The sequence below is a fragment of the Roseateles sp. P5_B10 genome, from assembly GCF_056400485.1.
The window spans coordinates 1-10,004 of sequence record NZ_JBFULE010000137.1; the positions used below are offsets into that span (position 1 = coordinate 1).

Below are 10,004 nucleotides of genomic sequence, written 5' to 3' on the forward strand. Positions count from 1 at the left end.
GACTTCAGCAGCAGCTGCAGCGTCTGGCACAGCGCGCCGATCTGCTCAAACCGTTCCGCCGAGTGCGAGGCCATCATCTCGAACGCGTCGCGTAGGCCTGCCGCATTGGCGGCGGCGCCATCCTGAAAATCCGTCAATTCCTGCCCCTGTTCACTGGTTTTCGCTCCCCCCGCCCTCGGGGGAATGCGCGCGGCTTCAGGGCTTTGGCGTTCGATTGCACCATTACGATGCCCTGCCGCGTGATGTGCAGAGTCTGCCGACTGTCGGCGCGTTAGACCACTACCAGAAATACCCCGGTAACCACACTCGCCGATGCCCATCGAAGACCTTCAAACGCTCGACGCGCCGGCATCAGCCGAGCAGTTCACCGACGCGCTGACAAGCCTGTGCAGGGATGCCGGGATGTCTCACTTCATGGCCATTCGGCTGCGCGGCGTGAACCTGGAGGACGTGGTCCAGGTGTTCCACAACTCGCCCGACCAGGAACTCGTGCAGGGCATGCGGCATTGGAGCTTGCAGCGCATGCTCGACGACATCCGGTCATCGGGGCCGCCAGTCGTGTTCGGCCAGGGCGCGAAGCCGGCGCCGGAGGTGCCAGGCTATTCGTCGGGGGTGGCAGCGCTGGTGCGCGAGCGGCGCGGCGGGTGCGTCGTGTATTTCGGCAGCGGCGCCGCGGACCTGCGGCCCGAACAGGTTATGCCGGTAATTCGCAGCACGATCCTGGCGGCTACGCATTGCATTGGCGGGCTGGTGAAGCTGCACGCGCTGTCTTGTCCGCTCAGCGAACGAGAGCTCGAATGCTTGCGGCTGGCCATCACGGGCGAGTTGTCATCCAGAGAGATCGCGAAGATCCTCGACATCAGCGCCCGCACCGTCGAGCACTACCTCGAAAACGCCAGGTCTCGCCTCGGCGCCGATTCGACCCTGGCGGCTGGCGTGAAGGCCATACAGCAGGGGTGGATGGAGCTGCCGGACGGCGGCCACATCGAAATCACCGGCTGACTACTTGCCGCCGCCCGTGAAGGGGATGCCGAGGGCTTCGAGAATGATGTCGATGATGCTCAAGATGGGGCTCCGGTAGGGTTGAACCGGTCACTGCGACCGTGCGCCCATCGTGGCATACCTAGGTAAATCTAGTAGGGCTCGGAGCCCTACCAACCTTGGTAGCTGTTGCGCCGTCCGCCCTCATGACTTTCCCTAGTTGGGTAGCCCAGACGGCAAAAAGCCCGCTCTGGGCGGGCTTGGCGGCAGGCGTTGGCGAGCCCTCAGTCGATCATCCCGCCCTTGATGGCCTTTAGCACTGCGCTCGGGCCAGTGCCGCCCAGCTTCTTCGCCGCGCTGCGCTGGCTTCGCACCAGGCCGGGATTCGAATAGACCAGCTTGTCGCCGGTCACCCAGACGCAGACGCCGTCCCGCGCCCACTTCAGGGCCTCGACCTCAGGCGGTGTGACCGCGTTGAGGTCGACAGCGGGCGGCGCAGTCCACAGCCGCTTTGCAGCCTCGTGCGCGTGCAGCGCGAGCAATCGCAGATTGGCTTCCAGCTCCAGCCGCTGACCAAGCACCGATGGCAGCGCATCCGGGCCGTCCACGCCGAAGGTGAACATCTCCAGATGCGCCGGCTCATGTATCGAGATCGCCATGCCGTGCCGGTAGCCGAAAGCCGAGATCAGGTCCCAGAGCCCATCAGCGCCAGCGGTGCGGTAGTAGGCCTCGTCATAGACGTGAAGCCCTTCCGTCGCGAGCATGGCATTGAGGAAAGGGTCGGCCAGGCCCAGCTCAGCTGAGCGCGACGCTTCCAGGAAGTCTGGCGGCGCGTTGAAGAGCGCGTGGACCGTGGCCTTCCTCGAAGCCAGACGCCCTCGAATGTGCGTCCCTCCCGACAGCCCGAATCCCATCTCCGCCGCGGCGCCAGTCAGGCGCGCCTGCAGCGTCTCGTCATCCGGCGACAGGCCGATGTCTATGAGGTGCTGGTAGGTGAGCATGCTAGAGCTTCGACGCGGCGGCCTTGTCCTGATCCTTCTGCACCCGCTGCTTCTCCGCTGCGAGTGCTTGATCGAAGAACGCAATGTGCCCTCTATCTGCTCGCACGTTGCGCTCGACCGCGACGATGGACAGACGCTTTCCGATCCACTGGTATTTGCGGGTCTTGAACTTCGCCCCTGTCTGGGTAACGAAGTCAGACTCAGAAACTGAGGTCGGCTGGCCATACCTTTCGGAGAGCACAGCCGTAGCGCGATCAAAGCTGCTGGTGTCGAGAATGAAGCCGATCTGCATCAGCTTGCCCATGTACAGATCAAGCGACGCCTCGTAAGAGAACCCGAGGGCCGGCGGGTTCCTGAACACGTAGCGCCCGGGCATGAAGGTGACCTCGGTCAAGCACGGGTCAGCCGGCCCTAGCCCGCACGCCGTCAACGGCGGAGGGCTGAAAGGTTGGCCGACTGCCAACCCCATGACGGTTTCTGGTTCCTGTGCCCAGTCCGCCGCCGCTGCACCTGATATTCCGGCCAGCCAAAGCGCCGCGAGAAGACCTGCGACCTTTGATCTCATCTACTTTCCCCCGTCGAATAGAGGTGCAGCACGCGCCGGCCTACTTCGCGGAGATGTCCACGAGGATCCGAAGGGCCTCTTCGAACGCGCGCTCGCTGTCGGGCACCTTCGCCATCAGCTTCAGCGCTTCACCGGCTCGTTCGCTTTGGTCGGCGCTGCCGTGAGCCAGCTGATTACGGATCGCTGTGAGCGCTTGGCGCAGTGGCGGGATGCCAGGGACAGGTGTTGCCTTCTTCGGCGGCGCGGCCTTTTCGAGCAGATCGCTTGCAGTGCACCCGAGGCGCTTCGCGATCTTGTTCAACGAATCCAGGCTCGTGCCCGGTACGCCGTCTCGAATGCGCTGAACAGTCCCGCGACCCACCGCGCCGCCCAGAGCGGCAGTCACGCTGTCAATGCTGGTCGACTCCGGCGGCGGGTCCAGCCGCGCCAGGATGGCGCGCCAGAGTAGGGGTTCGTCGGCGGTCATCTCGGTAGGGTAGACAACCGCTCCCCGACAACGTACCGAAACCGGTTGCGCCACACGTACCGATAGCGGTATGCTTGGGTATGCCCCAAGAAATTCCATCCCCTGCCGAGGTCCGCAAGCGCCTTGAGCAGCTGTCATGGGCTGAAGTCCAGGCACTGTGCCAGCGCTGCGGCGCGCCGTTCACAACCGTCTGGAAGATCCGTGGAGGCGAGACCGCCGACCCGCGACTGGACACCGTCCGGCTGATCTGGCCGCACCTTCAGCCGTCCGCGCCGGCTACCGCCGAAGCAGGGCAGGGCRCCTGAGATGCGTAGCACTCTCCCAACCGCTGCCGAATTGCTGACCGCCGCCGGCTTCAAGTCTTCGGAGCCCGTCCCAGCGTCCGGTCGAACTGAGCAGTCCAGCTGCTGCGCTTGGCTTCGAAAGCTTGCCGCGCGACTTCTGGCCAAGGGCCGTAGATGAACGCGACAACCGTGTCCTCGGCCAATTTGGCGAAGTCTCGCTCTACGGCTTCGAGTTGCTCCACAGGCAGCCTCGCGACGAGGCAGTGCAAGAGAGTCGCGTCCGCAAGTGCGCGCGCCTTCAGCTCCTGCACCTCGCGCTCCAGCTTCTCGAATCGTTCTTCCATGGCTCGCCCCTTCCGTTGCTTCAGTGTGGAAACCGAAGCATCCCACGGTCGTGGGCGGCCACCCTTTGTCTCCACCCGCACGACCGGCCCGAACGAGAGAGCGGGCATGAACGGCGCTGCTGGTTTGCCTCGGGCTTTGGCCCGGGGCTCTTTCTTCGCGCGTCATTTGGCTCATGCCCACCCCGTGGCTTTGGCCTGCGCACGCAGCTTGTCGGCCAGCCGCAGCTCGCCGCGTGCCTCCCGCTCGATCTCGGCGATCAGCGCGCGGATGCAGCGCGCCACGGTGGTCCTCAGCGCCATCGCGGCCCAGCTGTGCAAGTCGTTTCGTTCCATGGTCAGCAGTGTGTTTTTTTTGGCCCGCGCTGAGACGGCAACAGATGGCAACTCGACTTGCGGTGTCTTGTCATGAGCCAGATGACGCTGAACTGGGAGCCCACGCTGCCCGAGCGATTCGAGACCCTGCGCTCCTATGTGGCGCACCGATCCACGGTGGTCGCGAAGTCCCAAAAGACCCAGGCCGCCGACATGGACCTGGCGCCATCGACCCTGACGCGAAAGCTCAACCCGGCCGAGGGCGACACCCAGCGCCTGAACTGCGACGACCTGGAGGCCTGGCTTGCCAGCACCGGCGACGCGCCGGCCGTCATTGAGTACTTGGCTGCCAAGTTCATGGACACCCCGGAAGCCCGCAAGACACGCGCGATCGCAAAGGTCGAGCGGCTGGCTGGCGAGCTCGAGGCGACTTTGGCGTCTCTACGCGCCGCCGCTTGAAAAACGAAACCCCTGCAAGCGCTGGCACGCGAGCAGGGGCCCTAACCACTGCAACTGAAGGAATCGAAGTGGCTGAACTGATCGTAGCAAGACCCGTCATCGAGCGCATGTTCGATGACGCCTTGAAGGAAATGGACTGGGATCGGGCGGTGCTGGATGTGGCAGGTCGGACGGGGCRGGACCCTGTGACCATTGAAGGCGTGATCCAGCAGCGTGAAGCGCGCCTGGAGATGCCGTGCTGAGCTTCGCCGACCAGCAGGCAGCGAGGAGGGCGGCGTGAGCCAGACCTGCCTCGACTTCAGCGCCCCCCCGCTGGCCCAGGCCCGTGCAGTCGGTGAGCGCGCGAGTCAGTTGGCCACCCAGCGCGCCGGGCGCGAGACCTCCGACTTCAGCGCGCGCGCCGAGACGGCGATCCTGGACAAGTTGGCCACCGGCCGGGCATCTGGCGAGGACCTGACCGACTACGTGCAGCAGCAGGTCGGCTTCAAGGACGGCCGCTGCTTGGGCTCGCTCTACCGCTCCATGCGGCTGCGCGGCCTCATCCGCATCGTTGACACCTGTGACCGCCGAAAAGGCCATGGCACGGGCGGCGGCAAGATCTATGAGCGGTGCTGATGGCCACTGACGCCCGTTTTTCCACAAACCTCGCCTCGCACCCGAAGGTGAAGAAGCTCCGGCGCCGGCTCGGCGCGGATGGCTGCTGGGCCTGGGTCTGCTTGGTGCTGTGGGTCGCCGCCAATCGAAGCGATGGCGACCTGACAGGCATGGATGATGAGGACGTTGAGCTTTCGGCCGACTGGCGCGGCGAGCTGGGTGCCCTGGTGCGCGAACTGATCGACCTCCGGATGCTGGATGGTGAGCAGGGTGCGCACGTTGTCCACGACTGGACCGACCACRACCCATGGGCTGCGGGTTCGGATGCTCGATCGCTCAAGGCCAGCTGGAACGCCATCAAGCGCCATCATGGTGCCGCCGAAGCTGACCGGCTCGTGCCTGAATACGCTGCTATCAGGAATGCTGCTAGCAATGCTGGCAGCACTGGAGACGACGACGGCAGCAATACTCCGTCTCCGTCTCCGTCTCCGTCTCCGTCTCCGATACCGCCTCCTACGGAATTCCTTGGTGCTGTCGCACCGATGACCCGTCGGCCGCCAAAGCCGGCAAAGGCAAACGCTGAGGACGACCCGGCTTTCATGGCGGCGTGGAGGCTCTACCCCCGCCGTTCGGGTGACTCGCGAGCCGATGCCTTCAAGGCTTGGCGGGCTCGGATTGCTGCTGGCGCCACGCCGGAGCAACTGACCGACGGGGTCAAGCGCTACGCCGCCTACTGCACCGCCTCGGGCACCGAGGGGAAGTTCATCAAGCAGGGGGCAACGTTCTTTGGGCCGGGTGAGCACTACCTCTCCGACTGGGCGTTCGAGGCGCCCGCAAAGGTCGTGAGCGGTCAGGAGCCCATCACCGTTCCTAGCAACGCCGCCGACGTCACCAAGGCACAGCATGAAGCCGAGGCCTCGCGCCTGGCCGACCCCGCCGCCCGGGCTGCTGCTGAAGCGGCGCGCATTGAGGCAATGAGGAAGCTCGGCCGGCCCATCACCGCAGGAGCAGCAGCATGACGACGAAACGCGCTTCAGGCCACCGCTTTGGCTGGGCTGGCTATGCATCGGTGCTGCGCGGCCTGCAGCAGATGCCGGCGACGGCCGACGAGGTCGGCGACAGGCATGGCCTGCACCCGAACACCAGCCGCGGCGTGATGAGGGCGCTGCACGCCATGAAGTTGATCCACGTCGCGAGCTGGCGGGTCATCGCTCGGGGGCTAAGGACGCCGGTCTATGGCTTCGGCACCCGCCAGGATGTACCGCATCCGACGGGCAAGCCCCGCAAGTCCGACCGCAGCAAGAACCTGAGCCAGACGGCGATTAGCCTAGCCAGCGTCATGCGCGCCCTGGTGCGCCCAGTGACTATCGCCCGACTGGTGGAGGTATCAGGATGCGATGACAGCTGGATCGGAAAGTTCCTGCAGCACTGCAAGCAGATCGGGCTGGTGCGCATCGGCGCATGGCGCATCGGGGAGAAGGGTGGATGGCCCGCCGCGCTGTGGGTGCTCGGCGAGGGGTCCGACATGCCACGGCCCAGGCCGAAGGCGCGCCGCCTCATCGAGAAGGAATCCCAGGCCCGACGCAAGAAGCGCGCTGATCAGCAGCGCCTGAACGTTGTGCTGGTCCAGCAACTGCACCACACAGCCACCATGGCGCCATTCGGAGGATGCGAGGCATGACCGCTCGCCATCTTTCGTTCCCACACAACCTGACGCCAGGGCAGCGCCGCTGCATCGAGGCAATCAGAAAGCACGGGACCTTCTCTGCCGCCGCCGGCGCGCTGCAGATCGCCGAGGGAACGCTGGCGAACACGCTGAAGAAAGCCCGCATGCGCGGTGACACCAAGACGACGGCCGAGCTGGTGCGCATGTACCGCGCGGCCACGGCCGGAGCGACAACGGCATGACCGCCCTGATGGAACGGCGCGCCGCGACGCCCGAGCAGTGGCGCGCCGGCATGACTGCGGTCTTCAAGGCCGGCGAGGCCATGCTGGCCGACGGCAAGCGACCCCACGTCACGCTCGACGAAGAGGCCGACTCGCTGACCCTGCGACAGCTGCGCTTTCTGCATGGGCCCGTCTTTGGGCAGATCGCCGAGCAAGCGGTCGTCAACGGCCGGCGGTTCGACAAGGACACATGGAAGCGCTACCTGAAAGAGCAGTTCATCCCCGACGAATTCGAGATGGTCTGGCTGCCCTTCGTCGTCGACAAGGTCACCGGTGAGTTGCGGCCTGCCAAGCGCAAGGTGCCGCGCAAGAAGGAAAAGAGCTTGTTGGACCTGAAGAACCAGGCGCGTTCCGACTTCATCGACCAGGTGCTGGCCTACGCGGCGACCGATCTCGGCGTCGAGTTCGTCTTCATCTTCGATGAGCGCGAGGCTGTCCGGTACCAGCCGCCGAAGCGCAAAGCCACCCTGCAGCGAGAGGCCGAGCCAGCATGAGCCTCGATGCCATCCTCAGCGGCAGCGCATGCTTGTGCCTGCTGGTCTACCGGCTGCACGACGTGCCGGCACTGTGGGCCGCGCTCATGGATTTCGAGATGGGCCGCGGTGCCACCTTCGAGCAGGCGCGGCAGCGCAATGGCTGGTGGCGCTTGGCTGCGCTGCTCCTCGCGCTGATCAACTCGACTGTCGCGGCGGTGCCGGCATGAAGCGCAGCGCCCCCATGAAGCGCACCGGCTTCACTCCCAAGCCCCGCCCCGAGCGCGCTTCCGTCGTGCTGGCCCGGCTGACCCGCCCGGCGAACTACGCCCGCTCGAGCATGGCGCTGCCGGTACCGAAGGCCGCGCCCGTGCGCAGTCAGACCTACCGCCGCCTCGTCGCGTCGCTGCCCTGCATCAACTGCGGCATCGAAGGCTTCACCCAACACGCACACGGCAACCAGGGAAAGGGAATGGGACTGAAAGTCTGCGACCTGTTCGCCTTCCCTCTGTGCGCTGACCGACCGGGCCAGGTCGGATGCCACACGGGCCACGACCAGGGGGCGCTGCTGCCGCGCGCGGTGCGTCGCGAGGTGGAGGTCGAGTGGGCTCGCCGCACCGTGCTCTTCCTGATCGGCGCCGGCCGCTGGCCCGCTGGCTTCACCGCTCCCGACTGGGCCGCTGCCTGAAATCGGCAATCCACATGAACAAACCACGTACCCACACCCTGGCCACCCTCATGGCCGCCTACCGGTCCAACCCGAAGCTCCGCCAGCGGTTCGATAGCGGACGGCTGCGCGCGCTGCTGCGGGAACTTCTCAAGGGGGCTAGGAAAGCCTGATGCAGTTTTGCGGCTCCCTAGCATCCCCGAGCGATGCAGTCGTTTTAGGGCGCACGCCTATGGGCCAGGCTTCAGTCGCAGGGATGCTCGCGCAGTTGGAGCTGTTCRCGGGCCTCGCCGTGCCCGAGCTCCAACCCGGGAAGCGCTGGAGCCGCAAGACCAAAGGCCCGGCCTCGCCCCTGTTCGAGCAGCTGGCCTTCGACCTCCGCCCGCCTCCGGTCTGGGTGGACCCTGACGACATCCCCGAGGAAGGCGACTTCCCAGAGCACCGCTGGGCCCGCGCCGAGGATTGCGAGACGCCCAAGATACGCGGCGTGGCCAGCGTCTTCGATCTAGCGGCCCGTCAGGTCATCGCCGAGTTCATGCTCCCCCGCCGCCGCGCCCAGCAGGAGGTAACCAACGACGCCCCGGTGATCCATCGCCRCATCGTCCGGGAGGGCGACGTCACCCGCCATATCGCCATGCGCGTCCAGGACACTGACGAGTGGAAGGAAAGGGAAACCGCTCGCCGCGCACGCCAGGTGCTCCCAAAGCCACCGCGGCAGACGTTCAAGCTCCGCAAGAAGGAAGCGGCCTGATGGGGCGCCCATCCAAGCTCACCCAGGTTCAATGGGATGAAGTAGAGCGCCGCCTCCTGAGCGGCGAGACCGCCCGGTCGCTCGGCCGGGAATTCGACGTCAGCGAGGGGGCAATCCGCAAGAAGTTCGGTGCGCACCAAAAAGTAAGTGCGCAAAGTACGCAAGTACGCAGCGTGGCGGAAAAACTGGCCGAAGCGAACACCGCGCTGGCAGCCTTGCCGCCGTCTCAGCGCCCCGTGGCGATTTCGCTGGCGGAGCGCCTACAGAGCATCAGCGACAACCTCGTCAGCGCCGCAAGCCACGGCGCCGCCACTGCGCACCGCCTGAACGCGCTGGCCAACAGCGAGGTTGCCAAGATCGACGACGCCGAGCCGCTTCAATCCGCCGGCAGCCTGAAGGGCGTCATGGTGCTGACGCGACTGGCCAACGACTCGGCCAGCATCGCGCTGAACCTGCTTGCGGCGAACAAGGAGACGGTGGCCAAGATCAACACCGCGCCACCGCCGCGCCCTGCGGTTGACCCGAGCCTACTGTCCGACGGGGCGCTGCAGGAGCTGATGAACGCCCGTGCTTGACCTCAGCAACGAGGATTGGCTGGCCCTGGAGCGCGAGCACTGCCGGCGTCGGCTGGGCAACTTCATCCGTCGCGCGTGGCCTGTTCTGGAGCCTGGCCAACCCTACGTGCACGGCTGGCACATGGACGCGATCAGCGATCACTTGGAGGCGATCACAAAGGGTCAGATCACCCGCCTGCTGATCAACATCCCGCCGGGCACCATGAAATCCATGTCGACAGCCGTGTTCTGGCCGGCGTGGGAGTGGGGGCCGATGGGCATGCCCTCGATGCGGTTCATCGGCGCGTCGCACGAGGAGAACCTCGCCATTCGCGACAACGTGAAGATGCGCCGCCTGATCCAGTCGGATTGGTATCAATCGCTGTGGCCGACGACCATGGCCGGCGACCAGAACGCGAAGACCTACTTCGAGAACGACAAGACGGGCTGGCGCCAGGCCTGCCCAGTGCGATCGATGACCGGCCGGCGCGGCGACCGTGTGCTCTGGGATGACCCGCACAGCGTGGAAGACGCGCACAGCGAGGCCGAGCTCGAAGGCGCGAACCGAATCTTCCGCGAGACGCTGCCGACGCGGCTGAATAACCC

Annotated in this window: 19 protein-coding genes and 1 pseudogene; 14 read left to right on the plus strand and 6 right to left on the minus strand. The window is 65.8% G+C overall.

Going from position 1 to position 10,004, the window contains the following annotated elements:
* Window positions 1-320, minus strand: a 320-nt coding sequence (locus AC1DU6_RS11400; RefSeq protein WP_477857262.1) for a hypothetical protein, incomplete at its 3' end; no start/stop codon positions are given.
* On the opposite strand from AC1DU6_RS11400, the gene AC1DU6_RS11405 reads away from it, so the two are divergent.
* On the plus strand, window positions 313-1,002 hold the full coding sequence (locus AC1DU6_RS11405; RefSeq protein ID WP_477857264.1) for a response regulator transcription factor: 690 nt from the start codon (window positions 313-315) through the stop codon (window positions 1,000-1,002). The genes AC1DU6_RS11400 and AC1DU6_RS11405 overlap by 8 nt on opposite strands.
* 263 nt (window positions 1,003-1,265) lie before the next feature.
* On the opposite strand, the gene AC1DU6_RS11410 is transcribed toward AC1DU6_RS11405, so the two are convergent.
* The 5 genes from AC1DU6_RS11410 to AC1DU6_RS11430 form a co-directional block, all read right to left on the minus strand.
* Window positions 1,266-1,982: an autoinducer binding domain-containing protein gene (locus tag AC1DU6_RS11410; RefSeq protein WP_477857265.1), complete on the minus strand. Its 717-nt coding sequence runs from the start codon at window positions 1,980-1,982 to the stop codon at window positions 1,266-1,268.
* A gap of 1 nt (window position 1,983) precedes the next feature.
* On the minus strand, window positions 1,984-2,376 hold the full coding sequence (locus AC1DU6_RS11415; protein WP_477857266.1) for a hypothetical protein: 393 nt from the start codon (window positions 2,374-2,376) through the stop codon (window positions 1,984-1,986).
* A 211-nt stretch (window positions 2,377-2,587) separates the two neighbouring features.
* A complete protein-coding gene (locus tag AC1DU6_RS11420; RefSeq protein WP_477857267.1) occupies window positions 2,588-3,013 on the minus strand; it encodes a helix-turn-helix domain-containing protein in 426 nt (141 codons plus the stop codon).
* 355 nt (window positions 3,014-3,368) lie between these two features.
* Window positions 3,369-3,641: a hypothetical protein gene (locus tag AC1DU6_RS11425; RefSeq protein ID WP_477857268.1), complete on the minus strand. Its 273-nt coding sequence runs from the start codon at window positions 3,639-3,641 to the stop codon at window positions 3,369-3,371.
* A 171-nt stretch (window positions 3,642-3,812) separates the two neighbouring features.
* Window positions 3,813-3,974: a hypothetical protein gene (locus tag AC1DU6_RS11430; protein ID WP_477857270.1), complete on the minus strand. Its 162-nt coding sequence runs from the start codon at window positions 3,972-3,974 to the stop codon at window positions 3,813-3,815.
* Between the two features lie 81 nt (window positions 3,975-4,055).
* On the opposite strand from AC1DU6_RS11430, the gene AC1DU6_RS11435 reads away from it, so the two are divergent.
* The 13 genes and pseudogenes from AC1DU6_RS11435 to AC1DU6_RS11495 form a co-directional block, all read left to right on the plus strand.
* Window positions 4,056-4,412, plus strand: a complete 357-nt coding sequence (locus AC1DU6_RS11435) for a hypothetical protein (protein WP_477857271.1) — start codon at window positions 4,056-4,058, stop codon at window positions 4,410-4,412.
* A gap of 68 nt (window positions 4,413-4,480) precedes the next feature.
* The gene (locus AC1DU6_RS11440) at window positions 4,481-4,654 is read left to right on the plus strand and encodes a hypothetical protein (RefSeq protein ID WP_477857273.1); all 174 of its coding nucleotides are present in this window, start codon (window positions 4,481-4,483) and stop codon (window positions 4,652-4,654) included.
* 34 nt (window positions 4,655-4,688) lie between these two features.
* Window positions 4,689-5,027 (plus strand): hypothetical protein, encoded by a 339-nt coding sequence (locus AC1DU6_RS11445; RefSeq protein ID WP_477857275.1) that lies wholly within the window; start codon window positions 4,689-4,691, stop codon window positions 5,025-5,027.
* Window positions 5,027-6,025, plus strand: a complete 999-nt coding sequence (locus AC1DU6_RS11450; protein WP_477857276.1) for a hypothetical protein — start codon at window positions 5,027-5,029, stop codon at window positions 6,023-6,025. The genes AC1DU6_RS11445 and AC1DU6_RS11450 overlap by 1 nt, the downstream gene beginning before the upstream one ends.
* Entirely contained in the window at window positions 6,022-6,687 is a 666-nt protein-coding gene (locus AC1DU6_RS11455; RefSeq protein ID WP_477857278.1) for a hypothetical protein, read from the plus strand. Before AC1DU6_RS11450 ends, AC1DU6_RS11455 begins: the two co-directional genes overlap by 4 nt.
* The gene (locus AC1DU6_RS11460; RefSeq protein WP_477857280.1) at window positions 6,684-6,914 is read left to right on the plus strand and encodes a hypothetical protein; all 231 of its coding nucleotides are present in this window, start codon (window positions 6,684-6,686) and stop codon (window positions 6,912-6,914) included. The genes AC1DU6_RS11455 and AC1DU6_RS11460 overlap by 4 nt, the downstream gene beginning before the upstream one ends.
* A complete protein-coding gene (locus tag AC1DU6_RS11465; RefSeq protein WP_477857282.1) occupies window positions 6,911-7,447 on the plus strand; it encodes a hypothetical protein in 537 nt (178 codons plus the stop codon). Before AC1DU6_RS11460 ends, AC1DU6_RS11465 begins: the two co-directional genes overlap by 4 nt.
* On the plus strand, window positions 7,444-7,656 hold the full coding sequence (locus tag AC1DU6_RS11470) for a hypothetical protein (RefSeq protein ID WP_477857284.1): 213 nt from the start codon (window positions 7,444-7,446) through the stop codon (window positions 7,654-7,656). The genes AC1DU6_RS11465 and AC1DU6_RS11470 overlap by 4 nt, the downstream gene beginning before the upstream one ends.
* A gap of 14 nt (window positions 7,657-7,670) precedes the next feature.
* On the plus strand, window positions 7,671-8,114 hold the full coding sequence (locus AC1DU6_RS11475) for a DUF968 domain-containing protein (protein ID WP_477857285.1): 444 nt from the start codon (window positions 7,671-7,673) through the stop codon (window positions 8,112-8,114).
* A 14-nt stretch (window positions 8,115-8,128) separates the two neighbouring features.
* On the plus strand, window positions 8,129-8,266 hold the full coding sequence (locus AC1DU6_RS11480) for a hypothetical protein (protein ID WP_477857287.1): 138 nt from the start codon (window positions 8,129-8,131) through the stop codon (window positions 8,264-8,266).
* Between the two features lie 83 nt (window positions 8,267-8,349).
* Entirely contained in the window at window positions 8,350-8,844 is a 495-nt protein-coding gene (locus AC1DU6_RS11485) for a hypothetical protein (RefSeq protein ID WP_477857288.1), read from the plus strand.
* Window positions 8,844-9,419, plus strand: a complete 576-nt coding sequence (locus AC1DU6_RS11490; RefSeq protein ID WP_477857290.1) for a helix-turn-helix domain-containing protein — start codon at window positions 8,844-8,846, stop codon at window positions 9,417-9,419. Before AC1DU6_RS11485 ends, AC1DU6_RS11490 begins: the two co-directional genes overlap by 1 nt.
* Window positions 9,420-9,540: 121 nt before the next feature.
* A pseudogene (locus AC1DU6_RS11495) lies at window positions 9,541-10,004 on the plus strand (phage terminase large subunit); the annotation flags it as partial.

What these genes read in the sequence shown, in the direction of transcription:
- AC1DU6_RS11405 (WP_477857264.1), top strand. Translation starts at nt 313, where the DNA reads ATGCCCATCGAAGACCTTCAAACGCTCGACGCGCCGGCATCAGCCGAG.
- AC1DU6_RS11410 (WP_477857265.1), bottom strand. Translation starts at nt 1,982, where the DNA reads ATGCTCACCTACCAGCACCTCATAGACATCGGCCTGTCGCCGGATGAC.
- AC1DU6_RS11420 (WP_477857267.1), bottom strand. Translation starts at nt 3,013, where the DNA reads ATGACCGCCGACGAACCCCTACTCTGGCGCGCCATCCTGGCGCGGCTG.
- AC1DU6_RS11425 (WP_477857268.1), bottom strand. Translation starts at nt 3,641, where the DNA reads ATGGAAGAACGATTCGAGAAGCTGGAGCGCGAGGTGCAGGAGCTGAAG.
- AC1DU6_RS11430 (WP_477857270.1), bottom strand. Translation starts at nt 3,974, where the DNA reads ATGGAACGAAACGACTTGCACAGCTGGGCCGCGATGGCGCTGAGGACC.
- AC1DU6_RS11435 (WP_477857271.1), top strand. Translation starts at nt 4,056, where the DNA reads ATGACGCTGAACTGGGAGCCCACGCTGCCCGAGCGATTCGAGACCCTG.
- AC1DU6_RS11455 (WP_477857278.1), top strand. Translation starts at nt 6,022, where the DNA reads ATGACGACGAAACGCGCTTCAGGCCACCGCTTTGGCTGGGCTGGCTAT.
- AC1DU6_RS11460 (WP_477857280.1), top strand. Translation starts at nt 6,684, where the DNA reads ATGACCGCTCGCCATCTTTCGTTCCCACACAACCTGACGCCAGGGCAG.
- AC1DU6_RS11465 (WP_477857282.1), top strand. Translation starts at nt 6,911, where the DNA reads ATGACCGCCCTGATGGAACGGCGCGCCGCGACGCCCGAGCAGTGGCGC.
- AC1DU6_RS11470 (WP_477857284.1), top strand. Translation starts at nt 7,444, where the DNA reads ATGAGCCTCGATGCCATCCTCAGCGGCAGCGCATGCTTGTGCCTGCTG.
- AC1DU6_RS11475 (WP_477857285.1), top strand. Translation starts at nt 7,671, where the DNA reads ATGAAGCGCACCGGCTTCACTCCCAAGCCCCGCCCCGAGCGCGCTTCC.
- AC1DU6_RS11480 (WP_477857287.1), top strand. Translation starts at nt 8,129, where the DNA reads ATGAACAAACCACGTACCCACACCCTGGCCACCCTCATGGCCGCCTAC.
- AC1DU6_RS11490 (WP_477857290.1), top strand. Translation starts at nt 8,844, where the DNA reads ATGGGGCGCCCATCCAAGCTCACCCAGGTTCAATGGGATGAAGTAGAG.